Origin of the sequence: Streptomyces asiaticus (assembly GCF_018138715.1) — a bacterium.
Classification (GTDB): domain Bacteria; phylum Actinomycetota; class Actinomycetes; order Streptomycetales; family Streptomycetaceae; genus Streptomyces; species Streptomyces asiaticus.
In genome coordinates this window covers 8568471-8593680 of sequence record NZ_JAGSHX010000006.1, presented here as the reverse complement: position 1 = coordinate 8593680, position 25210 = coordinate 8568471, and the positions used below count along the sequence as shown (strand labels likewise).

At 73.1% G+C, this 25210-nt stretch carries 21 protein-coding genes, 1 tRNA gene and 1 pseudogene; 10 read left to right on the top strand and 13 right to left on the bottom strand.

The genetic code is table 11. The features are described from left to right. Positions 1–19 precede the first annotated feature (19 nt). Positions 20–886 carry a LysR family transcriptional regulator gene (locus KHP12_RS44500; RefSeq protein ID WP_086883158.1) on the top strand — a complete coding sequence of 289 codons (867 nt, stop codon included), beginning with the start codon at positions 20–22 and terminating at the stop codon, positions 884–886. A 38-nt stretch (positions 887–924) separates the two neighbouring features. Here KHP12_RS44500 and KHP12_RS44495 read toward each other — a convergent pair whose 3' ends face one another. Further along, entirely contained in the window at positions 925–1623 is a 699-nt protein-coding gene (locus KHP12_RS44495) for a haloacid dehalogenase type II (protein WP_086883159.1), read from the bottom strand. Between the two features lie 197 nt (positions 1624–1820). Between KHP12_RS44495 and fdh the strand changes: the two genes are divergently transcribed. Further along, the gene (gene fdh, locus KHP12_RS44490; RefSeq protein ID WP_211834541.1) at positions 1821–5078 is read left to right on the top strand and encodes a formate dehydrogenase; all 3258 of its coding nucleotides are present in this window, start codon (positions 1821–1823) and stop codon (positions 5076–5078) included. Between the two features lie 44 nt (positions 5079–5122). Here the strand turns inward: fdh and selD are convergent, their stop codons facing one another. Beyond that, positions 5123–6148 carry a selenide, water dikinase SelD gene (gene selD / locus KHP12_RS44485; RefSeq protein ID WP_086883162.1) on the bottom strand — a complete coding sequence of 342 codons (1026 nt, stop codon included), beginning with the start codon at positions 6146–6148 and terminating at the stop codon, positions 5123–5125. Positions 6149–6201: 53 nt separating this feature from the next. On the opposite strand from selD, the gene KHP12_RS44480 reads away from it, so the two are divergent. Then, positions 6202–6294, top strand: a tRNA-Sec gene (locus tag KHP12_RS44480). Between the two features lie 35 nt (positions 6295–6329). Here KHP12_RS44480 and KHP12_RS44475 read toward each other — a convergent pair. Together KHP12_RS44475 and selA are read right to left on the bottom strand one after the other, a co-directional pair. Beyond that, a pseudogene (locus KHP12_RS44475) lies at positions 6330–8129 on the bottom strand (SelB domain-containing protein); the annotation flags it as partial. Positions 8130–8133: 4 nt separating this feature from the next. Further along, the gene (selA, locus tag KHP12_RS44470) at positions 8134–9498 is read right to left on the bottom strand and encodes an L-seryl-tRNA(Sec) selenium transferase (RefSeq protein WP_211834540.1); all 1365 of its coding nucleotides are present in this window, start codon (positions 9496–9498) and stop codon (positions 8134–8136) included. Positions 9499–9751: 253 nt separating this feature from the next. On the opposite strand from selA, the gene KHP12_RS44465 reads away from it, so the two are divergent. Then, a complete protein-coding gene (locus KHP12_RS44465) occupies positions 9752–10972 on the top strand; it encodes a PP2C family protein-serine/threonine phosphatase (protein WP_244202991.1) in 1221 nt (406 codons plus the stop codon). Between the two features lie 34 nt (positions 10973–11006). Here KHP12_RS44465 and KHP12_RS44460 read toward each other — a convergent pair whose 3' ends face one another. Then, on the bottom strand, positions 11007–12626 hold the full coding sequence (locus KHP12_RS44460) for an ATP-binding cassette domain-containing protein (protein ID WP_086883166.1): 1620 nt from the start codon (positions 12624–12626) through the stop codon (positions 11007–11009). Positions 12627–12770: 144 nt separating this feature from the next. Between KHP12_RS44460 and KHP12_RS44455 the strand changes: the two genes are divergently transcribed. Then, on the top strand, positions 12771–13280 hold the full coding sequence (locus KHP12_RS44455) for a Rieske (2Fe-2S) protein (protein ID WP_086883167.1): 510 nt from the start codon (positions 12771–12773) through the stop codon (positions 13278–13280). Here KHP12_RS44455 and KHP12_RS44450 read toward each other — a convergent pair. Further along, positions 13246–13950: a cysteine hydrolase family protein gene (locus KHP12_RS44450; protein WP_086883168.1), complete on the bottom strand. Its 705-nt coding sequence runs from the start codon at positions 13948–13950 to the stop codon at positions 13246–13248. The two genes, KHP12_RS44455 and KHP12_RS44450, sit on opposite strands and share 35 nt — an antisense overlap. A gap of 56 nt (positions 13951–14006) precedes the next feature. On the opposite strand from KHP12_RS44450, the gene KHP12_RS44445 reads away from it, so the two are divergent. Next, on the top strand, positions 14007–14474 hold the full coding sequence (locus KHP12_RS44445; RefSeq protein WP_164431632.1) for a pyridoxamine 5'-phosphate oxidase family protein: 468 nt from the start codon (positions 14007–14009) through the stop codon (positions 14472–14474). A 22-nt stretch (positions 14475–14496) separates the two neighbouring features. Here KHP12_RS44445 and KHP12_RS44440 read toward each other — a convergent pair whose 3' ends face one another. After that, positions 14497–15402 (bottom strand): LysR family transcriptional regulator, encoded by a 906-nt coding sequence (locus tag KHP12_RS44440; RefSeq protein ID WP_210608991.1) that lies wholly within the window; start codon positions 15400–15402, stop codon positions 14497–14499. Between the two features lie 73 nt (positions 15403–15475). On the opposite strand from KHP12_RS44440, the gene KHP12_RS44435 reads away from it, so the two are divergent. Next, positions 15476–16483 carry a DMT family transporter gene (locus tag KHP12_RS44435; RefSeq protein WP_210608992.1) on the top strand — a complete coding sequence of 336 codons (1008 nt, stop codon included), beginning with the start codon at positions 15476–15478 and terminating at the stop codon, positions 16481–16483. A 160-nt stretch (positions 16484–16643) separates the two neighbouring features. Here KHP12_RS44435 and KHP12_RS44430 read toward each other — a convergent pair whose 3' ends face one another. After that, complete coding sequence (locus KHP12_RS44430; RefSeq protein WP_086886095.1) at positions 16644–17972, bottom strand: aminotransferase class I/II-fold pyridoxal phosphate-dependent enzyme; 1329 nt, start codon at positions 17970–17972, stop codon at positions 16644–16646. A 36-nt stretch (positions 17973–18008) separates the two neighbouring features. Between KHP12_RS44430 and KHP12_RS44425 the strand changes: the two genes are divergently transcribed. Continuing rightward, positions 18009–18710 carry a pyridoxamine 5'-phosphate oxidase family protein gene (locus tag KHP12_RS44425; protein ID WP_086886094.1) on the top strand — a complete coding sequence of 234 codons (702 nt, stop codon included), beginning with the start codon at positions 18009–18011 and terminating at the stop codon, positions 18708–18710. A gap of 62 nt (positions 18711–18772) precedes the next feature. Here KHP12_RS44425 and KHP12_RS44420 read toward each other — a convergent pair whose 3' ends face one another. Continuing rightward, positions 18773–19762, bottom strand: a complete 990-nt coding sequence (locus tag KHP12_RS44420) for an EamA family transporter (RefSeq protein ID WP_086886093.1) — start codon at positions 19760–19762, stop codon at positions 18773–18775. Between the two features lie 49 nt (positions 19763–19811). Next, positions 19812–20321 (bottom strand): Clp protease N-terminal domain-containing protein, encoded by a 510-nt coding sequence (locus KHP12_RS44415; protein WP_211834539.1) that lies wholly within the window; start codon positions 20319–20321, stop codon positions 19812–19814. Between the two features lie 236 nt (positions 20322–20557). Between KHP12_RS44415 and KHP12_RS44410 the strand changes: the two genes are divergently transcribed. Further along, a complete protein-coding gene (locus tag KHP12_RS44410; RefSeq protein ID WP_086886091.1) occupies positions 20558–20986 on the top strand; it encodes a type II toxin-antitoxin system Rv0910 family toxin in 429 nt (142 codons plus the stop codon). A 62-nt stretch (positions 20987–21048) separates the two neighbouring features. Here KHP12_RS44410 and KHP12_RS44405 read toward each other — a convergent pair whose 3' ends face one another. Beyond that, positions 21049–21720 carry a PadR family transcriptional regulator gene (locus KHP12_RS44405; RefSeq protein ID WP_211834538.1) on the bottom strand — a complete coding sequence of 224 codons (672 nt, stop codon included), beginning with the start codon at positions 21718–21720 and terminating at the stop codon, positions 21049–21051. A 225-nt stretch (positions 21721–21945) separates the two neighbouring features. Between KHP12_RS44405 and KHP12_RS44400 the strand changes: the two genes are divergently transcribed. Continuing rightward, on the top strand, positions 21946–22770 hold the full coding sequence (locus KHP12_RS44400; protein ID WP_086886235.1) for a PhzF family phenazine biosynthesis protein: 825 nt from the start codon (positions 21946–21948) through the stop codon (positions 22768–22770). A 40-nt stretch (positions 22771–22810) separates the two neighbouring features. Here the strand turns inward: KHP12_RS44400 and KHP12_RS44395 are convergent, their stop codons facing one another. Both KHP12_RS44395 and KHP12_RS44390 read right to left on the bottom strand, forming a co-directional pair. Continuing rightward, on the bottom strand, positions 22811–23623 hold the full coding sequence (locus tag KHP12_RS44395; RefSeq protein ID WP_210608994.1) for a CPBP family intramembrane glutamic endopeptidase: 813 nt from the start codon (positions 23621–23623) through the stop codon (positions 22811–22813). Positions 23624–23698: 75 nt separating this feature from the next. Then, positions 23699–25201, bottom strand: coding sequence for a glutamate-cysteine ligase family protein (locus tag KHP12_RS44390; RefSeq protein ID WP_086884565.1), 1503 nt, complete (start codon positions 25199–25201; stop codon positions 23699–23701). Between the last annotated feature and the right edge of the window lie 9 nt (positions 25202–25210).

Here is a 25210-nt window from a genome sequence, read left to right as displayed (position 1 = left end):
CAGCCGGTAGGCTGCTCGCGTGGACGATCTTGAAACCCGCGAACTCCGGTACTTCGTCGCCGTCGCGGAGGAATTGCACTTCGGACGGGCCGCCGGTCGGCTCGGGATCGCACAACCGCCGCTCTCGCGCGCGATCCGCAAGCTGGAGCAGCGGCTCGGCGTCCAGCTCCTCGACCGGGACCGTCGTGGTGTGGCGCTCACCGATGCCGGCAGGGTGCTCCTCCGGGAGGCCGGAGTGGCGCTCGACACGGTGGCGGCCGCCGCGCGCCGGACGCGGCGCGCCGGGGATCCGAAGCGGCCGCTGGCGCTGGCGACGAAGGCCGGGGCATCCCATGAGCTGCTGCGACGGCTCCTCGACGAGCTTGCGGGCGAACCCGGTGCGGCACCGGTCGAGCTCGTCCTGTGCGAGGTGGGCGAGCAGGCGCGGCTGCTCCGCGACGGGCACGCCGACGTGGCGCTCATGCACCGCCCGTTCGACGACCTCGCCGGGTTCGACACCGAAAGCCTCTGTGTCGAAGGCCAGGTCGCGATCCTTCCCGCGGGGCATCCGCTCGCATCGCGCGATCAGCTCACGCTGGCGGATGTCGACAACGTGCCGGACCTGCCGATCGCTCGATGGCCCCGGCTCGACGGGTCCTACCCGGACGGGCCAGGACCGGAGGTGCACACCCAGTCGCAGCTCGCTCAGCTCGTGGCGCTCGGCAAAACACTGCTCGTCATCCCCGCCTCCAGCCGTGCCTGGCAGTGGCCCGAACACATCGCGGTACCCGTCGTCGACGCGCCGAAGGTCACCACGGTGATCGCATGGCCGGCGAGCAGTCGCTCCCTGGCGGTCGCATCGCTCGTCCGCTCGGCGGCCAGGCTCCGCGGCACCGCGCTGAAGTGATCACCAGCCTGGTGACGGCCAGGCGCTCGTTTCCCGATTCAGCCGGGCTGGGCGGTCCCCAGGCGCCGGGCCAGATCCGCCACCCCGGTCGCCTCCCGGTCGGCGGGCCGGGCCGTGGACGGGTAGGGAACCGGTGTGCGCCGCAACCAGACGGTGGAGAGTCCGGCCCGGGCGGCGCCGTCGATGTCCCACGGGTGCACCGCCACCATCGTCGCCGCCCCGGCCGGCACATCCACCGCACGCAGCGCGTACGCGTACGCGGCGGGAGCGGGCTTCCACCGGCCACCGGCGCCCTGGACATCCAGGTGGGCCTCGAAGCAGTCCGCGCACCCGGCCCGGTCCACCACCGCACGCGTGGTGTCCGCCGAGCCGTTCGTCAGGGTGATCAGGCGGTGTCCGGCCGCGTGCAGTGCCCGTACGCCCTCGGGGACGTCCGGGTGGACGGGCAGGTCCGGCAGGCCGGTGAGCACATGGTCCACGGCCGCCGCCGGGTCCGCTCCCCCGGGTCCGTGCCGGGCCAGGAGGGTGCGCAGGACGTCCCCGGCGACCTCGGCGAACGTAGCCCGGCCGCCCGCGAGGGACAGGGCGATACCGTCGCGCAGCACACCGGCGAACCACACCGGCAGCAGATGGCCGGGCAGACCGATGTCCTCCAGGCGCGCGGCGAGCGGGGTCATGTCGGTGAGCGTCTCGTTGACGTCGAAGACGAGGACGCCCGGGCGGCCGTCACCGGCCATGGGGACCAGCGCTCCCGATAGCCATCCGATCACTCCCGTCGTACTATCCGGACCGAGGCCAAAGGGACATCACGGGCAGGCCGAACGGTCCGGTGAGCGGACGCACCGCCGGTAGGGATGCCCGCGTACGGGAGAGGGAAACCGGGTACCCGGCACGGCACCGAGCGCCACCGCAAGGGCACGGAAGGGCGGATGACATGGGCGTACGCACATGGATCGCCTCCTGGCCGGTCTACCGCCAGCTCACGGGGACGGACCCGCTGGGCCGCGGGGCCGCCGCCACGAGCGCCGGTGCGCGGCCCACTCCCCGGACCGCCTCGGCGGACCGGGTGGTGAAGTCCATCTGCCCGTACTGCGCGGTGGGCTGCGGCCAGAACGTGTATGTGGAGGACGACCGCGTCACCCAGATCGAGGGCGACCCCGACTCCCCCGTCTCCCGCGGCCGGCTGTGCCCCAAGGGCTCGGCCAGCCTCCAGCTCACCACCGGCGGCGCCCGCGAGTACCACGTCCTCCACCGGCGCCCGCACGGCACCGCATGGGAGCGGCTGGACCTCGACACGGCCATGGACATGATCGCCGACCGGGTGATCGAGGCGCGCCGGGCGGGCTGGCAGTGGGAGGTCGACGAGACCCGCACCCGGCGCACGCTCGGCTTCGCCAGCCTGGGCGGGGCCACGCTCGACAATGAGGAGAACTACCTGATCAAGAAGCTGTTCACGGCCCTGGGAGCCGTGCAGATCGAGAACCAGGCGCGGGTTTGACACTCCTCCACCGTTCCCGGTCTGGGAACCTCGTTCGGCCGCGGCGGCGCGACCACCTTCCAGCAGGACCTCCAGAACTCCGACTGCATCGTCATCCAGGGCTCGAACATGGCCGAGTGCCATCCGGTCGGGTTCCAGTGGGTGATGGAGGCCAAGGCCCGTGGCGCGAAGGTGATCCATGTCGACCCGCGCTTCACCCGGACCAGCGCGCCGGCCGATCTGCATGTGCCGCTGCGCGCGGGCTCGGACATCGCCTTCCTCGGCGGGATCATCAACCACGTGCTGCGGAACGACGCGTACTTCCGGGACTATGTCGTGGCGTACACCAACGGCCCCGTCGTGCTGCGCGAGGACTTCCGGGACACCGAGGACCTCGACGGCGTCTTCTCCGGCCTCCGCCCCGAAAGCCGGGCCTACGACAACGGCAGCTGGCAGTACGAGGGCATGGAGGTGCAGGCGGCCTCCGGTGAGCGCGACCAGGCGTACGACAAGCGCACCGGCGGCGGACGGTCGGTGAGCGAGGCCGCACGCGGCGAGGCGCACGGGGCCGGTGGCGCCGAGGTCGGCGAGGGCGAGCCCGAGCGGGACGAGACGCTCAGCCATCCGCGCTGCGTCTTCCAGGTGCTCAAGCGGCACTACGCCCGCTACACGCCCGAGATGGTGGAGAAGATCTGCGGCGTCCCGCAGGACCTCTTCCGCCAGGTGTGCGAGCTCGTCACGGAGAACTCCGGACGCGACCGGACCACCGCCTTCGCCTACGCGGTCGGCTGGACCCAGCACACGGTGGGTGTGCAGTACATCCGCGCGGCCTCCGTCCTCCAGAGCCTGCTCGGCAACATCGGCCGGCCCGGCGGCGGCATCCTCGCCCTGCGGGGGCACGCCTCCATCCAGGGCTCGACGGACATCCCCACCCTGTTCAACCTGCTGCCCGGCTACATCCCGATGCCACACGCCCACCAGATGCAGGACCTCGACACCTTCGTGGAGGTCGAAGCGGCCCGCAAGGGCTACTGGGGGAACATGCGGGCCTATCTGGTCAGCCTGCTCAAGTCCTACTGGGGCGAGGCCGCGCGGCCCGAGAACGACTTCTGCTTCGACTACCTGCCGCGGCTGACCGGCTCCCACTCCACCTACGAGACGGTCATGGCCCAGCTGGACGGAGTCTGCAAGGGCTACTTCCTGATGGGCGAGAACCCCGCCGTGGGCTCGGCCAACACCAAGATGCAGCGGCTGGGCATGGCCAACCTGGACTGGCTCGTCGTCCGGGACTTCTCCCTCATCGAGTCCGCCACCTGGTGGCAGGACGGCCCGGAGATCGAGACCGGCGAGCTGCGCACCGAGGACATCGCCACCGAGGTGTTCTTCCTGCCGGCCGCCGCGCACACCGAGAAGGACGGCAGCTTCACCAACACCCAGCGGCTGTTGCAGTGGCACCACCAGGCCGTCGAACCGCCCGGCGAGGCGCGCAGCGATCTGTGGTTCATGTACCACCTGGGCCGCCGGATCCGGGCGAAGCTGGCCGGGTCGGCCGATCCGATGGACCGGCCGGTGCTCGATCTGACCTGGGACTACCCCACCAGGGGCGAGCACGCCGAACCGGAGGCGGAGGCGGTCCTCGCCGAGATCAACGGCCACGACGCCGAGGGCCGCCCGCTCTCGTCCTATGAGCAGCTGGCCGGGGACGGCTCCACGTCCTGCGGCTGCTGGATCTACTGCGGGGTGTACGCCGACGGCGTCAACCAGGCCGCCCGCCGCAAGCCGGGGACCCAGCAGAACTGGGTGGCGGCCGAGTGGGGCTGGGCCTGGCCCGCCAACCGCCGCATCCTGTACAACCGGGCCTCGGCCGACCCGGACGGCAGACCGTGGAGCGAACGCAAGGCCCTGGTGTGGTGGGACGAGAAGCGGGCCCGGTGGTCCGGCCATGACATGCCCGACTTCGCGCCCGGCAAGGCGCCCTCCTACCGGCCCCCGCCGGACGCGACGGCGGGCGCGGCGCTGTCGGGCACCGACCCGTTCATCATGCAGGCCGACGGCAAGGCGTGGCTGTACGTGCCGTCCGGCCTCACCGACGGCCCCCTGCCCACCCACTACGAGCCGCAGGACTCGCCCTTCCCCAACCTGCTGTACGGCCAGTGGCGCAACCCGGTACGGCACCTGTTGCCGTCACGCCCGGACAACCGCTACCAGCCGGGCGGCGGCCAGCCCGGCTCGGAGGTGTTCCCGTTCGTCGCCACCACCTACCGGCTCACCGAACACCACACCGCGGGCGGCATGTCCCGCTGGCAGCCCTACCTGGCGGAGCTACAGCCGGAGTTCTTCTGCGAGGTCTCCCCCGAACTCGCCGCCGAACGCGGCCTCGAGCACACCGGCTGGGCGACGGTCGTCAGCGCCCGCGGGGTGATCGAGGCGCGGGTCCTGGTCACCGACCGGGTACCGCCGCTGACCGTGCACGGGCGGACCCTGCACCAGGTCGGCCTGCCCTACCACTGGGGGCCGAACGGCTACAGCACGGGGGACGCGGCGAACGAGCTGCTGCACATGTCCCTCGACCCCAACACCCACATCCAGGAGACCAAGGCGTTCGCCGTCGACATCCGGCCGGGCCGCCGCCCGAGGGGCCCGGCCGCCGTGGAGCTGGTGCGGGCCTACCGGACGCGCGCGGGCATCGACGAACACACCGGCACGGAACTCTGAGCCACCACGGCGTTCATCCGAGGACAGTCTCGCCTGAGGACGTCTCACCTCAGGATCAGGGAGTGCTCCCCCCGCGGGACCAGTTCTCCCACCACCGGCGCTCCGGGCACCTCGCCCGCCACGAGCAGCCCACCGGAGGTCTGGGCGTCGGCCAGCAGCAGCCTGGTGGCGGGGTCGGTGTCCCCGAAGTCGGTGAACGGGGCCACCCACTCCAGGTTCCGCCGGGTGCCGCCGCTGACGTACCCGTCCCGGACCGCCTCCCGCGCCCCGTCGAGGTACGGCACGGCGGCGGTGTCGACCACCGCGGTCACGCCCGAGGCCCGCGCCAGCTTGTGCAGATGGCCGAGGAGGCCGAAGCCGGTGATGTCGGTGGCGCAGGTGGCACCGGCCTCCAGGGCCGCGGCCGACGCGTCCCGGTTGAGCGCCACCATCGTGGCCACCGCCTGCTCGAACCGTTCGCCGGTGGCCTTGTGACGGTTGTTCAGCACCCCCAGGCCGAGGGGCTTGGTCAGCGACAGCGGCACGCCCGGCCGGCCCGCGTCGTTGCGCAGCAGGCGCGCCGGATCGGCGAGGCCGGTGACGGCCATGCCGTACTTGGGCTCGGGATCGTCCACGCTGTGCCCACCGCCCACGTGGCAGCCCGCCTCGGCGGCGATGTCGAGCCCGCCGCGCAGCACCTCGCGGACCAGGTCGAACGGCAGCACATCGCGCGGCCAGGCCAGGAGGTTGACGGCGAGCACCGGGCGGCCGCCCATCGCGTACACGTCCGACAGGGCGTTGGCCGCGGCGATGCGCCCCCAGTCGTACGGGTCGTCCACGACCGGTGTGAAGAAGTCAGCGGTGGACACGACCGCCTGGGCCGGGCCCCCCGCCGGGGCGGGCAGGGCGACCACGGCGGCGTCGTCGCCGGTGGCCATCCCGACGAGCAGCGGGCTGTCGCTCGCGGCCGAGGTCGGCCCGGCCAGTCCGCTGAGCACGTCCTCCAGTTCACCGGGCGGAATCTTGCAGGCGCAGCCACCGCCATGGGCGAACTGCGTGAGCCGTACGGGCGTTTCGCGGGTCGTGGTCATGCCGGTCCTCTCGGTCGATGGTGGTCGGCGGCGGGTAGCCTTGGCCGGGCGAGGGAGGCGTGTGGGTGCCTGGTGGCCCTCCCGGTCTTCAAAACCGAGGTGCCCGAGGATCTCGGGCAGGCGGGTTCGATTCCCGTCCGCCTCCGCTCTCCGTACCGGCCCGGCAGCGCCGACGCTGGTCGTCCACGCGTTCGGTGAGCCCCTGGGCATCGAGGTACTCCAGCAGCGGTACGGCCACCCGGCGTGTCGTGTCGAGGGCCCGGCGCGCCTGGCTGAGCGTGAACGGCTGCGGAAGGCCGCGGAGTACGGCCGCGGCCCGGGTGTCCGCGCCCGGAAGCAGCAGGATGCCGTCGCCGACCCGCAGCAGCGCGCCCGCCGCGACGGCGGCGGCCACCGTCCGGCGCGTCAGCCCCAGTTCGGTCAGCCGGTCGGCCTCGGGGGCGCGGAACGGTGTCCGCAGCAGCTGTCGCCGCACGTCGTCCACGGCCGCCTGGACGGGCGGCGGCAGGGTGGGCCGGGCGTCCGCGCCGCCGTACAGCCGCCCCTGACGGCCGTACACCTTCTCCGAGGTCTCGGCGAGGGCGTCGACCAGGGACCGGTCGGGCAGGCCGAGCAGACGGCGGGCCGCCTCCGGAGGCAGGCCGGGCTCCAGCGGGTGGCGCGCCGCATGGCGTTCGACCTCGGCCTCCAGGCGGTCCCGCAGCGCCGCCCAGTGGGCCGCGTCGGCCAGCCAGTCCCCGGCCACCGGCGCGGTGGGGGCGGGCAGCCCCATGGCCGCCAGCTCCGAGCGGCGGATGAGCCCGCGCCGTCGCAGTTCCGCCGCGCCGTCGGGCGCGCCGGTCAGGTCCGCCAGCTCGGCCGCCCTCGCCCGGGCCGCCCCGCGCCGGGTCAGCCGGGGCGGCCGTACGTCCAGGACGGTCACCCCGCACGGCGGGCGCCGTCCGCCCGGTTCCCGCAGGACCGCCCGGTCGCCCACCCGCAGCGGCAGCTCCCGGGGCAGGGTCAGCCTGGCCGTGTCCGCGCCCAGCGGGCGGACGGTCACGGGCACCGCGGCGGTGCCGATGTGCAGGGTGACCGTCCGGGGCAGGTCGCGGGCCGCCGCTCCGCGGACCCGGACGTCGATCAGGCCGGTGAGCAGCCAGCGGTCGGGCGTCAGCAGCACCTGGCCCCGGCCCAGCACGCCGTCGGGCGCGCCGTGCAGATTGACCGCCACCCGCGCCACGCCGCTGACCGCGGACCGGTCCTCCCGCAGGCACTGGAGCCCGCGCACCCGCAGCGCGGTCCTGCCGTCCCCCGCCACCAGCCGGTCGCCGGCGCGCAGGGTGCCCGCCCCCAGGGTGCCGGTGACGACCGTGCCCTGGCCGCGCACGGTGAAGGCACGGTCCAGCCACAGCCGTACGTCCGCACCGGCGGGCGGAACGGGCAGCGAGCGGCCCAACCGGGCCAGCTCCCGGCGCAACTGGTCCAGCCCGGCGCCGGTCACCGCGCTCACCGCGACGGACGGCACGGTGCCGAGGGAGGTGGCCGCCATGCGCTCGGCGGCGTCCGCCCGCACGGGCTCGGGGTCCGCCAGGTCATCGCGGCTCACCGCGAGCACGGCGTGCCGCACCCCGAGGGCGTCCAGGATCTCCAGGTGCTCCTGCGACTGCGGCTGCCAGCCCTGGTCCGCGGCCACCACGAACAGTACGGCGGGCACGGGCCCGACACCGGCCAGCATGGTGGCGACGAAGCGCTCGTGTCCGGGCACGTCCACGAAGGCGATGTGCTCGCCGCCGGGGGCGCCGTCTCCGTCCGGGCTCCCGTCCGCCGGGCCTCCGTCCGGGCTCCCGTCCGGTCCCAGGCGGGTCCAGACGAACCCGAGGTCGAGGGTCAGGCCGCGGCGCCGCTCCTCCTCGAAACGGTCGGGCTCCATCCCGGTCAGCGCCCGTACCAGCGCCGACTTGCCGTGGTCGACATGCCCGGCGGTGGCCAGTACCCGCATGGCCCTACCCTTCCGCGGCCGGATCCGTGACGGCTCCCGCGGCCGGATCCGTGGCGGCCGGACCGCCGACCGACCGCACGGCCTCGGCCAGCCGCTCGTCGTCCTCCCGTGCCACCGCCCGCAGGTCGAGCAGGCACCGGCCCGCCTCCAGCCGCCCCACCACGGGGACCGGGCCCGTCCGCAGGGCCGCGGCGTACCGCTCGGGCAGCGACAGCGCGGCGCTGGGCAGTGTCACCCCCGGGGCGCCGCCACCGCCCACCGACGCGGCGCTCTCGACGGCCCGCACATCGATGCCGTCGGCGGCCAGGGCGGAGGCGAGCCGCTCGGCACGGTGGCGGAGCCCCGCCGGACCCGCGGCCAGTGCCACGGCGGTCGGGGTCTCGGGCCCGGTCAGCGTCGCCTCCAGCGCGGCCAGCGTCAGCTTGTCCACGCGCAGCGCACGGGCGAGCGGATGCCGGGACACGGTCCGCACCAGCTCCTCCTGCCCGAGGAGCAGTCCGCACTGCGGTCCGCCGAGCAGTTTGTCGCCGCTCGCGGTGACCAGCGACGCTCCGGCCCGGAGCCGGGTCTCGGCGTCGGGCTCGTCCGGCAGCAGAGGGTGGGGCGCGAGCAGCCCGGAGCCGATGTCGACGACCACCGGAACGCCGAGAGCCGCCAGTTCCCCGGTCCCGGCGGCCCTGGTGAACCCGGTGACGCGGAAGTTGGAGGGGTGCACCTTCAGGACGAAGGCCGTCTCGGGGCCGATCACGGCGGCGTAGTCGGCGACGGACGTACGGTTGGTCGTTCCCACCTCGCGCAGCCGGGCCCCGGTGGACACCAGCAGGTCCGGCAGGCGGAAGCCGTCCCCGATCTCCACCATCTCGCCGCGGCTGATGACGATCTCCTTCCCGGCGGCGAGCGCGGTCGCCACCAGGACCAGCGCCGCCGCGCCGTTGTTCACCACATGCGCGGCGGCGGCCGACGGCACCCGCTCGCGCAGCGCGGCCAGCGCGGTCCGCCCGCGGCGGGCCCGCACCCCGGTGCGCAGATCCAGCTCGATGTCCGTGGGCCCGGCGGCCTCCCGCACCGCCCGCCGGGCCGCCGCCGACAGCGACGCCCGGCCGAGGTTGGTGTGCAGCACCACGCCGGTGGCGTTGATGACCGGTCGCAGTCCGCCGGCCGTGCGGGGCAGCAGGGCGACCGCCGTGTCCGCCACCCCGTCCGGCGCGATGGCACCGGCCCGCGCCCGCTCCTGGGCCTGCCGCACCGCCGCCTTCACTGCCCCGGATCCCAGCCGCTGTGCCGCCTCGATCAGGCGTGGGTCGCCCAGGACGGCGTCGGTGCGGGGGATCCGCCGTCGTACGTCCGTGGTGGTGACCCGCTGATCCATGCGGCCCCTCTCCTCCGCCCGCTCCCGTGGCTGCCCGGGGAACGCCCATCGTCTCGCAGTGCCCCGTACCGGCGTCACGACACGCCCGGCGGACCGGGCGCCGTCCGTCTCGCACGGCCCGATTCCGCGGGCGACGGGCGGGAACGGCCCGCCGGGGGCGCGGCGCACCCGGCGGTGGCACCGGCCGGATGTGACGGCGGGCGATGAAGTCGAGCCGTGCCGTGCCGTGCCGGGAGGGTGCACAGTGGAAGACGTGGGAGTTCGGCGACGGCTGACCGATCTGACGAGGCCATGGCAGCCTGGGTACGCCTTGGTGGCGATCCCCGTCGGGCTGATCGTGCTGATCACCCTCATCGATCTGCTGGCCCCGTCCCATATCCACCTCGGCCCCCTGCTGGTGGTCGCCCCGGCCATCACCCTCTCGTTCGCCGGTCCCCGGACCACCGGGCTGATCGGCGCGCTGGCGGTGGCCGCCCAGATACTCATCGCGGCGCTGCGCGGCGGCTTCGACCTCAACCACCAGGTGCAGATCGCGGCCCTCACCGTGCTCTCGCTGCTCATCACGGCCTACGCCCGGGAGCAGCGGCGGCGCCACGGTGAGCTGGCCCGGGTGCGGTCGGTGTCCGAGGCCACTCAGCGGGTCGTACTGCGGCCGCTGCCGCACCGGCTGGGCCCGCTGCGGGTCGCCTCGCTGTACATGGCGGCCGAGGACGAGGCACAGATCGGCGGGGACCTGTACGCCGCGACCCGGGTGAAGGAGTGCACCCGGGTGATCATCGGGGATGTCCGGGGCAAGGGGCTGACCTCCATCAGCGACGCGTCGGTGCTGATGGGCGCCTTCCGGGAGGCCGCCCACCTGACCCCCAGCCTGCTGGAGCTCATCGATCTCCTGGAGCGCAGCGTCTGCCGGCACCTGGCCGAGCACATCGGCACCGCGAGTGTCGAGCACGACGGTGCCGAGCAGCCGCGGCCGGGAGCGGACGAGGAGCTGCGCGAGCACTTCATCACCGCCCTGCTGCTGGACATCCCGGACGAGGGCCCGGTGATGTACATGGCCAGCTGCGGGCATCCGCCGCCCCTGCTGCTGCGGGACGGTGGCCAGGTGATCACCCTGCACCCGGCCAATCCCGGCCCGCCGCTGGGCATGTGCGAACTCCCCAGGAGCTCGGGCGACCCCGGCACGCCCGAGACCATGCCCTTCGAGGACGGCGACACGCTGCTGCTCTACACGGACGGGGTGGTCGAGGCCCGGGCCCCCGACGGGACCTTCTATCCGCTGGCCCAGCGGGTCGCGCAGTGGTGCGGCTCCGGTCCCGAGGGGCTGCTGCACCACATCCGCCGCGATCTGCTGGCCCATGTCGGCGGGCGGCTGGGCGACGACGCCGCCATGGTGGTCATCCAGCGCTCGCCCGCGCTCCACCCGGTCCAGCAGCTGAAGAGGAAGATACCGGCCAACAGCGCCCACGGCGGATGAACGACCGCGCCTCGTGCCCCTTCCCGCGGAGCGCTCAGCGGACCCGGTCGACCCGGCGCTCGTCCCAGACCGGCTCCGCCGTCTCGCGGACGACACCGTCCGCCCCGAAGACCAGGAAGCGGTCGAAGGACCGCGCGAACCAGCGGTCGTGGGTGACCGCGAGCACCGTGCCGTCGTAGGCTCCGAGCCCGTCCTGGAGCGCCTCGGCCGACTCCAGGTCCAGGTTGTCCGTGGGCTCGTCCAGCAGCAGCGCCGTCGTCCCGGCCAGTTCGAGCAGCAGGATCTGGAACCGGGCCTGCTGACCGCCCGAGAGCCGGTCGAAGGTCTGGTCGCCCTGGCGGTCGAGCTCATAGCGCCGTAGCGCGCTCATCGCGCGCCCCCGGTCCCGGGCGTGTTCGGTCCACAGGATGTCCACCAGCGTGCGTCCGAAGAGCTCCGGATGCGCGTGGGTCTGGGCGAAGTGGCCGGGCACGACACGCGCGCCCAGCTTCCACTCCCCCCGGTGGGCGACGTCCTGGCCCGCCAGGAGCCGCAGGAAGTGGGACTTGCCCGAGCCGTTGGAGCCCAGTACGGCCACCCGCTCGCCGTAGAAGACCTCCAGGTCGAAGGGGCGCATCAGCCCCACCAGCTCCAGCCCCCGGCAGGTCAGCGCGCGCACCCCGGTGCGCCCGCCCGCGAGCCGCATGGTGATGTCCTGTTTGCGCGGCGGCTCCGGTGGCGGCCCGGCCTCCTCGAACTTCCGCAGCCGGGTCTTGGCGGCCTGGTAGCGGGAGGCCATCTCGTCGCTGCGGGCCGCGTACCGCTGCATGTCCAGCACCAGCCGTTTGAGCTGGGCGTGCTTCTCGTCCCAGCGCCGCCGGAGCTCCTCGAAGCGCTCGAACCGCTCCTCGCGGGCGGCGTGGTAGGTGGCGAAGCCGCCGCCGTGCACCCACACATCGCTGCCCGCCGGGCTCGGCTCGACGCTGACGATCCGGGCGGCCGCGCGGGCCAGCAGCTCCCGGTCGTGGCTGATGAACAGCACGGTCTTACGGGTCTCGCGCAGCCGCTCCTCCAGCCACTGCTTGCCCGGCACATCCAGGTAGTTGTCCGGCTCGTCCAGCAGCAGCACATCGTCGGGCCCGCGCAGCAGCGCCTCCAGCACCAGCCGCTTCTGCTCGCCGCCGCTGAGCGTGCGCACCTCGCGCCACTGGGCCCGTTCGTACGGCACTCCGAGCGCCGCGGTGGTGCACATGTCCCACACCGTCTCGGCCTCGTAGCCGCGCGCCTCGGCCCAGTCGCTCAGGCTCTGGGCGTAGGCCAGCTGGGCGGCCTCGTCGTCCCGCTCCATGATCGCCAGCTCGGCCGCGTCCACCGCGCGGGCGGCCTCGCGGATCCGGGGCTGGGCCACCGACACGAGCAGGTCGCGCACCGTCCGCTCATCGCGCACCGAGCCGATGAACTGCGGCATCACCCCGAGGGAGCCGCTGACCGTGACCGTGCCGCCGTGCGCCTCCACCTCACCGGAGACCAGCCGCAGCAGCGTGGTCTTGCCCGCCCCGTTGGGCCCGACCAGGGCGGCCACCGTGCCCTCGGCGACGCGGAACGACACATCGCCGAGCAGCAGCCGTCCGTCGGGCAGGAAGTAGGCGAGGTGCGCGGCCTCCAGATGTCCCATGAACCGGCATTCTCACTGCTCGGCCGGGCGGTCGGCAAAGTGATTTTCCAGTCCCCGGCGCGATGATGCCCGGGGGCGGCTGAACGCGGCGGCCCCGCCGTCCGTATGGAACGGTGAAACGTCCCCCGAGCAGGAGGCACCACCATGACGCAGTCGGCAATCCCCGGGCAGGGCACCACCCGCCGTGCCGTCGTCACCGCGGCCGGAGCGGCCGGGCTGGCCGCCACGCTTGCCGCATGCGGCAAGGACGACGACGGCGGTTCGGGCGGCGGCGGCGCGGACAGCGCGCAGGACGCCGGGGGCGCGCAGCCGTCGCAGAGCGCGTCGCAGAGCGCGGAGGGCGGCGGCCAGTCGGGCGGCGGGGAGGGCATGGAACTCGCCAAGACCTCCCAGATCCCCGAGGGCGGCGGCATGGTCTTCAAGGACCACAAGGTCGTGGTGACCCAGCCCAAGGCGGGTGATTTCAAGGCGTTCTCGTCGATCTGTACGCACCAGGGCTGCTCGGTCGGCGATGTGAGCGGCGGCACCATCAACTGCCCCTGCCACCAGAGCAAGTTCGACATCACCGACGGCAGTGTGAAGGGCGGCCCGGCGCAGAAGCCGCTGCCGGGCGCGCAGATCAAGGTGCAGGGAAGTTCGATCTGGATGGCGTGACGGCCGTCCGCCGCCAGCAGGCGGCCACCTCGTCGGCCGTGGTGACGGCGGCCGCGAGGGCGAGGGTGTGACGGACCATCGCCGGGGTGTACGAGGCGGGCACCCCGGCGATCGCGTCCTCGGGCACCACTGCCGTATAGCCGAGGTTGACGGCGTCGAAGACGGCGGCCGGGATCGCCACATTGGCCGACACGCCGGTGATGACCAGCGTGCGGCGGCCCAGATTGCGCAGCAGCGCGTCCACCTCGGTCCCGGCGATCGGCGAGAGACCGTGCAGCCGCCGTACGACCAGATCCTCGGGCGCCACCGGAATGGGTTCGGCGATCTCCACCGCCGCGCTTCCGGACAGTTGCCGGACCGGCAGCCGCTCGACGGCCCGGAACAGCGGTGCGTTGCGGCTCGCGCCGCGTCCGTCGGCGCGCCGCTCGGCCACCGCGTGCAGCACCTGGACGCCCGTGTCGTGGGCGGCCGCGACCAGCTGGGCGACACGCCCGAGCGCACCGGACTCCTGGGCCACGGCGGCCAGTTCGGGCAGCGCGCTGTCCGGCCCCACCACACCGCGCTGGCATTCGACGGTGAGCAGGGCGCAGCCTTCCGGCCGGAGCAGTTCCACGAGGTGTTCGCGGGGGCTCGAGGTCACGGCGCGGGAGAGTAGCGTCCCTTGCGTCATCAAGGAAGAGCTATCATCCTGTGCCGCACAACGGGTTACCGGGAGGTACAGGTCGGATGACCGTCACTCAGCGGCGGGGACGCCGCATCATGATGAGCCAGGACGAGCTGGACGCCTTCCTCGCCGAACAGCGCACCTGCCGGGTGGCGACCGTGTCCGCCGACGGGCGGCCGCATATCAGCCCGCTGTGGTTCTGCTGGGACGGCACCGCCCTGTGGCTGTACTCCCTGACCCGCAGCCGCCGCTGGGCCGAACTGCGCCGCGATCCGCGGATCGCGGTGGTGGTCGACGACGGGCACGACTACGGCGAACTGCGCGGGGTGGAGCTCTCCGGCGAGGCGGTCCCCGTGGGCGAGGAGCCGCGCACCGGCGTGTCGTGCCCCGAACTCGACACGCCGGAGCGGATGTTCGCGGCGAAGTACTTCGGCCTGGACGCCATGCCGCACGACGGTCGCCACGCCTGGCTGCGGCTGGTTCCCGAGGCGATCCGCTCCTGGGACTTCCGCAAGATGCCGCAGGGCTGAGGGGTCCGGGTCGGAAGGACGGTCAGTCGATGATCTTCTCGCCGACCGACCGCAGCACCTCGACCACCGCCCGGATCGAGGGCCTGCGATCGGCGTCGGCGCGCCAGACCGCGTAGATGTGCCGCCGCATCGTGGGCTGGCTGACGGGCACCATCCGCACCCCCTCGGGCACCGGGCCACGGCCCAGCCGGGGCACCACGGCGATGCCCAGCCCGGCGGCGATCAGCGAGAGCTGGGTGTGGTGCTCATGCGCGGTGTGCCGGATCCTCGGCTCGATGCCCTTGCCGCGCAGGGTCACCATCAGCCAGTCGTAGCAGAACCCGCCCTTGGGCCAGGAGATCCACTCGTCGTCCACGAAGTCCTCCGGCTCGACCGCGTGGCGGTCGGCGAGGGGGTGGTCGGCGGGCATCGCGACATCCACCGGGTCGTCCAGCAGGGCGGCCTTCACCAGCCCGCCGGGCATCGGCAGCGGTTTGTTGTACCAGTCCAGGACCACGGCCAGATCGATGTCGCCGCGCACCACCGAGGGCACCGACTCATCGGGCTCCATCTCCTGGAGCCGCACATTCAGCTGCGGATGCTCGGTGCGCAGCCGGCTCAGCGCGTCCGGGAAGATACCGCGGACGGCGGTCGGGAACGCGCCCAGCAGCAGTTCGCCGACGGCGTGGCCGCGCTGTGCCTCCAGATCCGCCTGGGCCAGCTCCACCTGGGAGAGGATGCGCGCCGCGTGGTCGGCGAGCAGCCGCCCGGCGTCGGTGAGCCGGATCCCGCGCCCGTTCTTGGCGAGCAGTTGCTGTCCGGTCTCCCGCTCGAGCTTGGCGAGTTGCTGCGAGACGGCGGAGGTGGTGACATGCAGCCCCTCGGCCGCCCCGCTCACGGATCCGTGGCGGGCCACGGCGTACAGCGTGCGGAGGCGATCCAGGTTCATTTAAGAAATACTACGCGAAATCGCGAACGAATTCTCGCTTGTCCTAAGAGGTTGCAGCCCACATCGTAATGGCATGACCTCAGCCGCCGCCTCGGCGCCCCCCACCGCCGCCTCCACCGCGGAGCCCTCCCCCGAACCCGTCCGCCGACCGCTCCTCGACTGGCGCATCCGCTTCGGCGCGCTCTCCCTGGTCTGGGGTTTCAGCTTTCTCTTCATCAAGGTGGGCAATGAGGCGTTCGCCCCCTTGTACGTCACGCTCGGGCGGATGCTGTTCGGCACCGCCGTGCTGCTGGTGACGCTGGTGGTGAAGCGGGAGCGGCTGCCGCGCGGGGCGCGGGTCTGGGGCCATCTGGCGGTGGCCGCGTTCTTCCTGAACGCGCTGCCGTTCTCGCTGTTCGCCTACGCCGAGCTGACCATCCCCTCCACCCTGGCCGGGATCTGCAACGCCGCCTCGCCGCTGTGGGGGATGCTGCTCGCGGTGGTCGTGGTCTCCGACGACCGGCCGACCCGTCAGCGTGTCGCGGGTCTCGGGCTCGGCTTCGTCGGCGTGTTGATCGTGCTGGGCGCCTGGCAGGGCTTCTCCGGCCAGGATCCGCTGGGCACGGCGCTGGCGCTGATCGCCTCGGCCAGCTACGCGGTCGGCTGGCAGTACGTCCGGCGCACGCTGAGCGACACCGGCCACTCCCATCTGTCGATGTCCGGCGGGCAGCTGCTGCTCGGTACGGTGCAACTCGCCCTCGTGGCACCGGTGTTCGCGCCGACGCCCACCTCCTTCCCGGCCCTGCCGCTGCTCTCGGTGCTCGCCCTGGGCGCGCTGGGCACCGGGGTGGCGTTCCTGGTCCAGTACGGGCTTGTCGACGAGGTCGGCCCGACGACGGCGATGATGGTCACGTACTTCGTCCCGGTCATCGCCACCACCGCGGGCGTGGTGATCCTCGGGGAGCACCTCACCTGGAACACGCCGGTGGGCGCCGTGATCGTCCTCATCGGCGCGGCCCTGACCCAGCGGCGCTCCGGCGCGTCCCGGGCCCCGTCCGGCGGACGTTCCCGGACCATACGGGTCCATCGCACAGGCTCCTAGGGCCTGTCTGGGGTTGCGATCTGGATCAGGGAGCGGGGCGTGGTGCGTGCGATCGCAAGGCGCCGGAAGGCCCTCGTAGCGGAGCTACTAGGGCGTTTCGGCAACGCGGCGAGCGTGCGTACCACGCCCCGCGAGCCCAGATCACAACCCCAGACAGGCCCTAGTCCAGCCGTCCCGATACCGTCGCCCCCGCCGCCGCGGCCACCGCGTCGGCGGCCGCCCCGATCTCGTCGGCGGCCAGCGGCGAGACCGTCAGCCGCACCCCCGGTGGCGAGGCCACGCGGAAGCGCGCCCCGGGGGCGACGGCCCAGCCCGCCGCCAGCAGCCGGGCGACCGCGCCGGTCTCATCCGGGACCGGCACCCACACATTCATCCCGCTGCGCCCGTGCGCGGCGATCCCCCGCTCGCGCAGCGCCCGCACCAGCGCCGCGCGTCGCGTGTCGTACGACGCCGCCACCGCCGCCGGGTCGACCGCGTCCGTCCGCCACAGCCAGGCGACCGCGTCCTGCAACAGATGGCTGACCCAGCCCGGGCCCAGCCGTTGGCGGCCGCGCACCCGGTCCAGGGTGACGGCGTCGCCGGTGAGCACGGCGAGCCGCAGATCGGGACCGTACGCCTTGGCGGTGGAGCGGACCAGCGCCCAGTGGTCGGTGCCCCCGGCCAGGGGGCGCAGGGGGATGTCCACGATGCCGTGCCCGTGGTCGTCCTCGATCAGCAGCACATCGGGGTGGCCGGCGAGCACGCCCCGCAGCTCATGTGCGCGTGTCGCGCTCACCGCCGCGCCCGTCGGGTTCTGCGCCCGGTCGGTGACCACCAGCGCCCGCGCGCCCTGGGCCAGCGCGTGCTCCACCCGCTCGGGCAGCGGTCCGTCGTCGTCGACCCCTACGGGTACGGCGCGCAGTCCGAGCGCCGGGATCAGATCGAGCAGGCTGCCCCAGCCGGGGTCCTCGACCGCGACCGCGTCACCGGGCCGCAGATGCGCGGCCAGCACCCGCTCGATCGCGTCGAGCGAGCCGGAGGTGACGGCGACCGGGCCGGGCGGCACTCCGTCCGCGTCGAGGGCGGCCCTGGCGACTTCGGCCACCTCGGGGACGACGTCCGGCGCGCCGTACAGCGTGGGGCGCTCCGCCGCGCGCGCCGCGGCCGCCGCGAGCGGCGCGCCGAGCGGGGGCAGCAGCGCGGGGTCGGGGTTGCCGCTCGACAGATCGCGTGCACCGGCGGCGTCGACGCCGATCCACTCGCGGGGCGTACTGGAGGGGCGGGAGCGCACCCGGCTGCCCCGGCGCCCCGCCGTCTCGATCACACCCCGTTCGCGCAGCACACGATAGGCGGCCGCGACCGTATTGGGATTCACGCCCAGCCGCTGGGCCAACTCCCGCAAGGGCGGCAGCAGTTGGCCCGGCGGCAGCTCACCGGCGCCGACCGCGCGCTCCACACTGGCCGCGATCTCGGCTGCGCGACGACCTGCGATCGGATATTCTCCTAGCACAAACGCTATTTTGCACTAGCGCAATGGAGGACGCAAATGCCCGCCCCGGACGCCACCGCCGCGACCCACGCGCCCGACAGCACCTACCCGCCGACCGACCGCACCGTGCCCACCCGCTCCCGCGAGCGCGCCTCGTACGACCGGGAGGTGGTGCACGCGATCCTCGACGAGGGCTACGTCTGCCATCTGGGCTTCATACGCGAGGGCGCCCCCGTCGTCCTGCCGACCCTCTACGGCCGGGTCGGGGAGCGGCTGTACGTCCATGGTTCGACGGGGGCGCGGCCGCTGCGCATGGCGGGCGGGTCGGGCGCCGGGGAGCCGGGGCTGCCGGTGTGTCTGACCGTCACCCATGTCGACGGGCTGGTCCTGGCCCGCTCGGCGTTCCACCACTCCATCAACTACCGCTCGGTGGTGGTGCACGGCACCGCCCGCCCGGTGACCGATCCGGCCGAGCGCACCGCGGCGCTGGACGCCCTGGTGGACCATGTGGTGCCGGGCCGGGCCGCCGACTCCCGCCCCGCCAACGCCAAGGAGCTGGCCGCCACCGCCGTGCTCCGCCTCGACCTCGAAGAGGTCTCCGCGAAGGTCCGCACCGGCGGGCCCAACGACGACGACGAGGACCTGGAACTCCCCCACTGGAGCGGCGTGGTGCCGGTCGCCCGCGCGTACGGCGCGCCGGTCCCCGCCGACGACCTGGCGTCCGACACGCCGGTGCCCGGCTACCTCACCCGGCTCTGACCGGCCGGCCCGCCGCCCTCCGGGCTTCGTTCCTGTCCTCGCACACGGGGCGGCGGGGCCGGTCATCCCCCCGCCGTGAACTCCCGTTCCCCCTCCATCGGCGCCGAGGCCGCCACCGGCTCTGCCGCGGCGGCCTTCGGGGTGGAGGTCTGGGCGATCAGTGCGCCGGTCAGCACCACCGCACCGCCGACGACCTGCGCCACGCCCAGGTGCTCGTCCAGCAGCACCCACGCCAGAACGGTCGCGATCACCGCCTCCAGACAGGCCACCACCCCGGCCACCTGCGGTGAGAGCCGACGCACCGACACCACCCCGGTGAGATACGCGAGCACCGTCGCCACCAGCACGATCCAGGCGAGCAGCGCCAGTGCGGGGACCCGGGCGCCCGCCAGGTCGGCGCGCCCGGTGAGGACCGTCCAGTCCATGCCCCAGGGGCGGCCGACCACGGTCAGCGCCACGGCCCCGATCACCAGTCCATAGGCGATGACACCGAGCGGATCCGCCGGGTCCCGGCCGTCGCTGCCGTGGTCGGAGAGGACGAAGTAGCCCACCTGACAGAACGCCGCGCCGAAGGCGAGCAGCACTCCCAGGGGGTTGAAGCTCAGCCCGGACCAGACCTCCACCACACAGGTGAGCCCGCCGACGGCCAGGACGACCCCGAGCGCCGCGGCACGGCTCACCGGCCGGCGCTGGACGAACCGCACCCACCCCAGCACCAGCGCGGGCGCGAAGTATTCGATGAGCAGCGCCACGCCGACGGGGATGCGGGAGAGCGCCGCGAAGTAGCACGCCTGCACCCCCGCGACGGCCAGCAGACCGAACCCCACCAGCAGCGCGGGGCGGCGGGTCAGCAGCCCGCGATGGCGCCAGGCCAGGGGCAGCAGGACCAGGGCCGCGCCCGTCACCCGCAGCCAGGTGACCTCGAGCGGCGCGAGTCCCGCCTCGATCAGCGGTTTGGCGGCGACGCCCGATCCGCCGAACGTGAACGCCGACAGCAGGGCGAGTCCCAGGCCGGCCTTCCTTTGCTGTGAGTGATCTCCGGATACGCGCACCGGGCCATCATGTCAGCCCGCGTCAGCACCGTCACCCCTTTGACTACTGTCAGATTTCTGCCTCCAACGCGGTGACCAGTGGCGCAACGGCGACACCCGCGCGCCGCAGTACCTCCATGGCACGACACTCCCGGTCCTGGACGAGCGCGGCGAGCAGATCGAGGCCGTCGGCGCGTGGCGCGCCACGGGAGGCGGCGCGGCGGACCGCCGCATCGAGGGCGGCCGCCGCGGCGGGCGACCATCCGGCCATCCCGCTCCCCGCCGACCGCGCCGCCCCCGAGTCCTCGACGCTGCCGCTCCACCGGAGCCCGTAGCCGATGGCACGCTGCACCAGATACCCCAGCAGCCGGATCACCTGGGGGGAGCCTCCGGGAAACGCGTCCCGTACGTCCGGGTCGGACTCCAGGAGGCCGTGCAGCAGATGGGCGGTGTCGATCCGCGCGTCACCGTCGCGTACGGCGCGCCGGCGCGCTCCCGCGATCACGGCGGCCACCACGTCGCTCACCCGGTCCTCGCATCCGGTGTCGTCCGGGCCGGCGGAAAGGGTAGAACTTCGCACACTCTCACCCCATCAGTCCCTTCGGGCCGGAGCATCCTCGCCGGGAAGCATGTGCGCATCCCACCGTGGTTGTGCGTGGATGACCGGTTCTCCTCCTCGGGGAGGAGAGGGGCGGAGGGCGGCCCCGATGAACGGGAACTGATGACCCGTCAGTATTGAATGTTCCGCGGCCCGGGGCTACGTTGCCCGGCACCGTCACACCACACCCCGCAGCAACGCGCCGAAAGGACTCCCCCATGGCCGAGGTCAGCGCGCAGACACGCATCGAGGCACCGGCCGAGAAGGTCTGGGCCCGGCTGGCGGACTTCTCCACGTACGGCGACTGGAACGCCACCCACACCAGCTTCCCGCAGGGCGGTCCGGCCACGTTGGAGGTGGGGGCCACCTATCAGGAGAACATGAAGCTGATGGGCTTTCCGGCCGAGGTGACCTGGACCGTCGAGGAGTGCGAACCGGCCCGGCTGCTGACCACCCGGGGCAAGGGCCCGATGGGCGTGAACCTCGCCATGCGGTACTCGCTGACGCCCGACGGCGATGCCACGACGGTGCGCATCGACGGGGAGTTCACGGGGGCGGCGGTCTCCTTGATGGCCGGGAAGCTGAAGGACTCGGCGAGCACCGCGCTCAATGAATCACTGCGCAAGCTGAGCGCACTGGTCGTCTGAAGTCCCCCGCGCCCCGTCCCGCTCCGCCGCCCCCGTGCGGCCGCGCCCCCGTCCGACGGGACTCAGCTCTCGCCACCGCGCTCGGCGCCGCCGTTCGCCTCCTCCTGCTCGGCGAGGATGAGGTACAGCCGCTTGCGCGACTCATTGATGACGGAGACGGCCTTCTGCCGCTGCTCCGCGCTGCCGGTCCGCCAGACCTGGGCGAACGCCTCCATCAGCCCGAAGCCCGCCTGGCGGACCTCCTGCATGGCCTCCCAGTCGATACCGCGCCCGGCCTCCTCCCACGGGGCGGCGGGCACCGCCTCGGCCTCGGCGCGACCGACGTCGGTGAGCGCGAACAGCTTCTTGCCGCCCTCGCTCTCGCTGCCGATCAGCCCCTCGTCCTCGAGCAGCTGAAGGGTGGGGTACACCGAGCCGGGGCTGGGCCGCCAGGCTCCCCCGCTGCGCTCGGTGATCTCCTGGATCATCTCGTAGCCGTGCATCGGGCGGTCCTTCAGCAGGGCCAGGATCGAGGCGCGCACATCGCCGCGCCGCGCCCGGCCGCGCATCCCCCGACCACCCGGTCCGCCGCGGCCACGGCCGCCGAACGGGGGGCCGCCGAAGGGCGGACCATCGAATCCGGGGCCGAACGGGCCGAACGCCGCGCGCCGCCCCTCACGCCCCTCGCCTTCGCTCCAGCCACGCTGGCCGGGTCCGCAGTGCTCACGTCCGTGTCCATGTCCATGAGAACGCATCGTGACGCTCCTTTCTATCGTCGATCCATCACGACACTTCAACGATATATCGGAACCGATCGGATGCCAACCCCCTTCTCCCGCCACGCCGAGGGCCCCCGGGCATTCCGAGAGCCGATTCCCGCACTGCGGCTCCCATGCCGCTGGCTCTACCCCGCCCCGAAAGGAGCCACATCCGAGTGATTGGCCATGGCCCACCCGCCGCCCGCCGCCTACGGTCGGCTCATGCGGATACGAATCGTCGACGCGTTCACCGACCGCCCCTTCGCCGGCAACCCGGCCGGGGTCGTCCTCCTCGACTCCGACTCCTTCCCGGACGACCACTGGCTCCAGCAGGTCGCCGCCGAGGTCAACCTCGCCGAGACCGCCTTCGCGCACCCCCTCCCCCGGGCCGCGGAGGCCGACTGGGCGCTGCGCTGGTTCACCCCGGTCACCGAGGCGCCCATGTGCGGCCATGCCACGCTCGCCACCACCCATGTCCTGAAGACCACGGGCGCCGCGACCGGCACGGTCCGCTTCGCCACCCTCAGCGGGGTGCTGTCGGCGACGGCCGACGACGGCGGCTCGATCACGCTGGACTTCCCCACCGCCGCACTGACCGAGCTGCCGGTGCCCGAGAAGACGGCCGAGGTCGGCGCGGCGCTCGGCGCCCAGATCGTGTCCGCCCACCACGCCGGCCCGTTCATCGACGACCTGCTGATCGAGGTGGCCGACGAGAAGACCGTGCGCGCCCTGGCCCCCGACCTCGCCGCGCTCAAGCGGATCAGTCACCGGGGCGTCATCGTGACCGCGGCCGCCGAGGACCCCGGGTGCGGCTATGACTTCGTCTCGCGGATGTTCGCCCCGGGCGTCGGTATCGACGAGGACCCGGTCACCGGCAGCGCGCACACCGCGCTCGCGCCCTACTGGTCGGCCCGGTTCGGCCGCGACGAGCTGACCGGGCTCCAGGCGTCCGCGCGCACCGGCCTGGTCCGTACCGCGCTGCGCGGCGACCGTACGCTGCTGACGGGCGGCGCCGTGACCGTCATCGACGGCGAACTGTTCGCCTGAGGCCCGTCACACAACGCGTCACACAACGCCGGACGGCGGGTCAGGCCGTGGGCAGCCAGTCCACCCGGCCCGCCAGCACGGCGTATCCGACGAAGGCCACGATGTCGATCAGCGAGTGGGCGGCGACCAGCGGCCCGACCCGGCCCCAGCGACGGTAGAGCAGCACGAAGACCACGCCCATCGCCATATTGCCGAAGAAGCCGCCGATCCCCTGGTAGAGGTGGTACGAGCCGCGCAGCACCGAGCTGGCCAGCAGGGCGGCCATCGGGGTCCAGCCCAACTGCCCGAGCCTGCGCAGCAGATAGCCGACCACGATCACCTCCTCCAGCACCGCGTTCTGCACGGCGGAGGCGATCAGTACGGGGATCTTCCACCAGACGTCGGGCAGCGACTCGGGCACCACCGTGAGGTTGCCCCCGGCCGCCCGCGCCCCGAGGTACAGCAGCAGCCCGGTGCCGCCGATCGCGGCCGCGATCGCGGCGCCCCACGCCAGGTCGAACCGGGGCCGGTCGCGGTCGAAGCCGATCACCCGCAGCCCGGCGCCCTCGCGCAGCAGCAGATGGGCCACGAGCGCGACCGGCACCAGCGCGGTGGTGATGCCGAACAGCTGCCAGGCGAGATCCAGCCAGGGCCGCCCCGGCGCCGCGGAGGAGTTGAGATTGGCCGCCTGGTCCTTCAGCCCGCCCGGTTTGGTCACCGAGCCGATAAAGCTGATCAGCGCGGACAGTCCGCTCGCGCCCAGGGACAGCGCGAGTACGAGCAGCGTTTCATCGCGCAGCGTCCGCCGCGAGAGCCCGTCCTCGACCACGGGCAGCTCCGCGCCCCGCGCCTGTGACCGCACTCCTGTCCCCACTTCCGTCTCTCCGCCTCATCGGTGCACCCGCCCCGTTCACCGGACAATACGGGGTCATGGTCCACGGTGGGGGCGTCACCCGGAGAGATCGGTGGGCCAGGTGTGCACCGGTGCGTCGGTCCGCATCAGGGCGCAGTAGCGCCGGGTCATGGCCGCGAGGGCGGCGTCCCGGTCCAGTCCGTCGCCCAGCGCCCGGTGGTAGGTGGCCGTCTGCCAGGACGCGCCGTTGACCCCCAGCTTGCAACGTTCCTCGATCACACCGAGATAGCGGTCGCGGTCGGCCGGCTCCACGCCCCAGGAGTCGAGGCCGGACGCGGCGAGCGGCAGCAGTTCCTCGCGGACCAGCCGTACGGCGGAGGTGCGGGTCAGGGACGCCGACCGGCCGGATTTGGGCCACTGGAGGACCGCGTCGATGCCATGGCGGCAGGCCGCCTCGAAGTTGGCCGCGGCGGCCGCGAACGGCAGCCTGGTCCACACCGGGCGGGGCTCCTCGGCGAGCGCCCTGACCAGCCCGTAGTAGAAGGCGGCGTTGGCGATGACATCGGTGACGGTGGGCCCGGCCGGGAGCACGCGGTTCTCCACCCGCAGATGCGGCACGCCGTCCACGACGTCGTAGACGGGCCGGTTCCAGCGGTAGATCGTGCCGTTGTGCAGCGCCAGCTCCTGGAGCTCGGGCACCCCGCCCTCGTCCAGCGCCCGCAGCGGGTCCTCGTCCTCGCCGGTGGAGAGCAGCGGCGGGAAGTAGCGCAGGTTCTCCTCGAACAGCTCGTACGCGGAGTCGATCCAGCGCTCGCCGAACCAGGTGCGCGGGCGCGCCCCCTGGGCGGCGATCTCCGGCGGGCGCACATCGGTGGCCTGGAGGAACAGCGGCGGCCGCGATTCGCGCCATGCCTCGTGGCCGAAGACGAAGGGGGAATTGGCGCCCACCGCGATCTGCGCGGCGGCCGCCGCCTGCGCCGCGTTCCACGCGTCCGCGAAGCGGCCAGGAGTGACCTGGAGATGGAGCTGGACGGAGGTGCAGGCCGCCTCTGGGGCGATGGAGGAGCTGGCGCAGGTGAATCGCTCCCGGCCCTCGATGTCGATGAGGAAATCCTCGCCGCGGGCGGCCAGCATCTGCTCATTGAGAAGTTTGTAACGGTCGTCATAGGAGAGGTTCGTGGATCCCAGATCGTCCGCGGCGAGGGTGGGCAGAATTCCGATCATCACGATCTCGGAGGACACCTCCCGCGCCTTGCGATCGGCATATGACAAACCGGTTCGGAGCTCTTCGGAGAGCTGATCGAGAACGCGTCCGTGCAAACGGTGGGGCACGATGTTTACTTCAAGATTGCACTGCCCGAGTTCGGTCTGGAAATCATGACTCCCGATGCGCTCCAGAACCTCCGCGTTCATCATCCTCGGCAGCCCGTCGGCCCCGGCGAGATTCAGCTCGATCTCCAGCCCCATCAGATTCTTCGGGCGGTCGAATCGCTTGTCGGCCAGGAGCCGGCCCAGCCCGTCGAGGCACTGCCGCAACCGGACGCGCTGCCGTCGCCGACCGGACGGGTCGAACTCACCGGCTATGAGCTTCTCCCCCATCGAAGCGTC

Coding starts and splice junctions, on each gene's coding strand:
- KHP12_RS44495 (WP_086883159.1), bottom strand. CDS start 1,623: ATGGCCGGTGACGGCCGCCCGGGCGTCCTCGTCTTCGACGTCAACGAG.
- selD (WP_086883162.1), bottom strand. CDS start 6,148: ATGACCACGACCCGCGAAACGCCCGTACGGCTCACGCAGTTCGCCCAT.
- selA (WP_211834540.1), bottom strand. CDS start 9,498: ATGGATCAGCGGGTCACCACCACGGACGTACGACGGCGGATCCCCCGC.
- KHP12_RS44460 (WP_086883166.1), bottom strand. CDS start 12,626: ATGGGACATCTGGAGGCCGCGCACCTCGCCTACTTCCTGCCCGACGGA.
- KHP12_RS44455 (WP_086883167.1), top strand. CDS start 12,771: ATGACGCAGTCGGCAATCCCCGGGCAGGGCACCACCCGCCGTGCCGTC.
- KHP12_RS44450 (WP_086883168.1), bottom strand. CDS start 13,950: ATGACGCAAGGGACGCTACTCTCCCGCGCCGTGACCTCGAGCCCCCGC.
- KHP12_RS44445 (WP_164431632.1), top strand. CDS start 14,007: ATGACCGTCACTCAGCGGCGGGGACGCCGCATCATGATGAGCCAGGAC.
- KHP12_RS44440 (WP_210608991.1), bottom strand. CDS start 15,402: ATGAACCTGGATCGCCTCCGCACGCTGTACGCCGTGGCCCGCCACGGA.
- KHP12_RS44435 (WP_210608992.1), top strand. CDS start 15,476: ATGACCTCAGCCGCCGCCTCGGCGCCCCCCACCGCCGCCTCCACCGCG.
- KHP12_RS44425 (WP_086886094.1), top strand. CDS start 18,009: ATGCCCGCCCCGGACGCCACCGCCGCGACCCACGCGCCCGACAGCACC.
- KHP12_RS44410 (WP_086886091.1), top strand. CDS start 20,558: ATGGCCGAGGTCAGCGCGCAGACACGCATCGAGGCACCGGCCGAGAAG.
- KHP12_RS44405 (WP_211834538.1), bottom strand. CDS start 21,720: ATGCGTTCTCATGGACATGGACACGGACGTGAGCACTGCGGACCCGGC.
- KHP12_RS44400 (WP_086886235.1), top strand. CDS start 21,946: ATGCGGATACGAATCGTCGACGCGTTCACCGACCGCCCCTTCGCCGGC.
- KHP12_RS44390 (WP_086884565.1), bottom strand. CDS start 25,201: ATGGGGGAGAAGCTCATAGCCGGTGAGTTCGACCCGTCCGGTCGGCGA.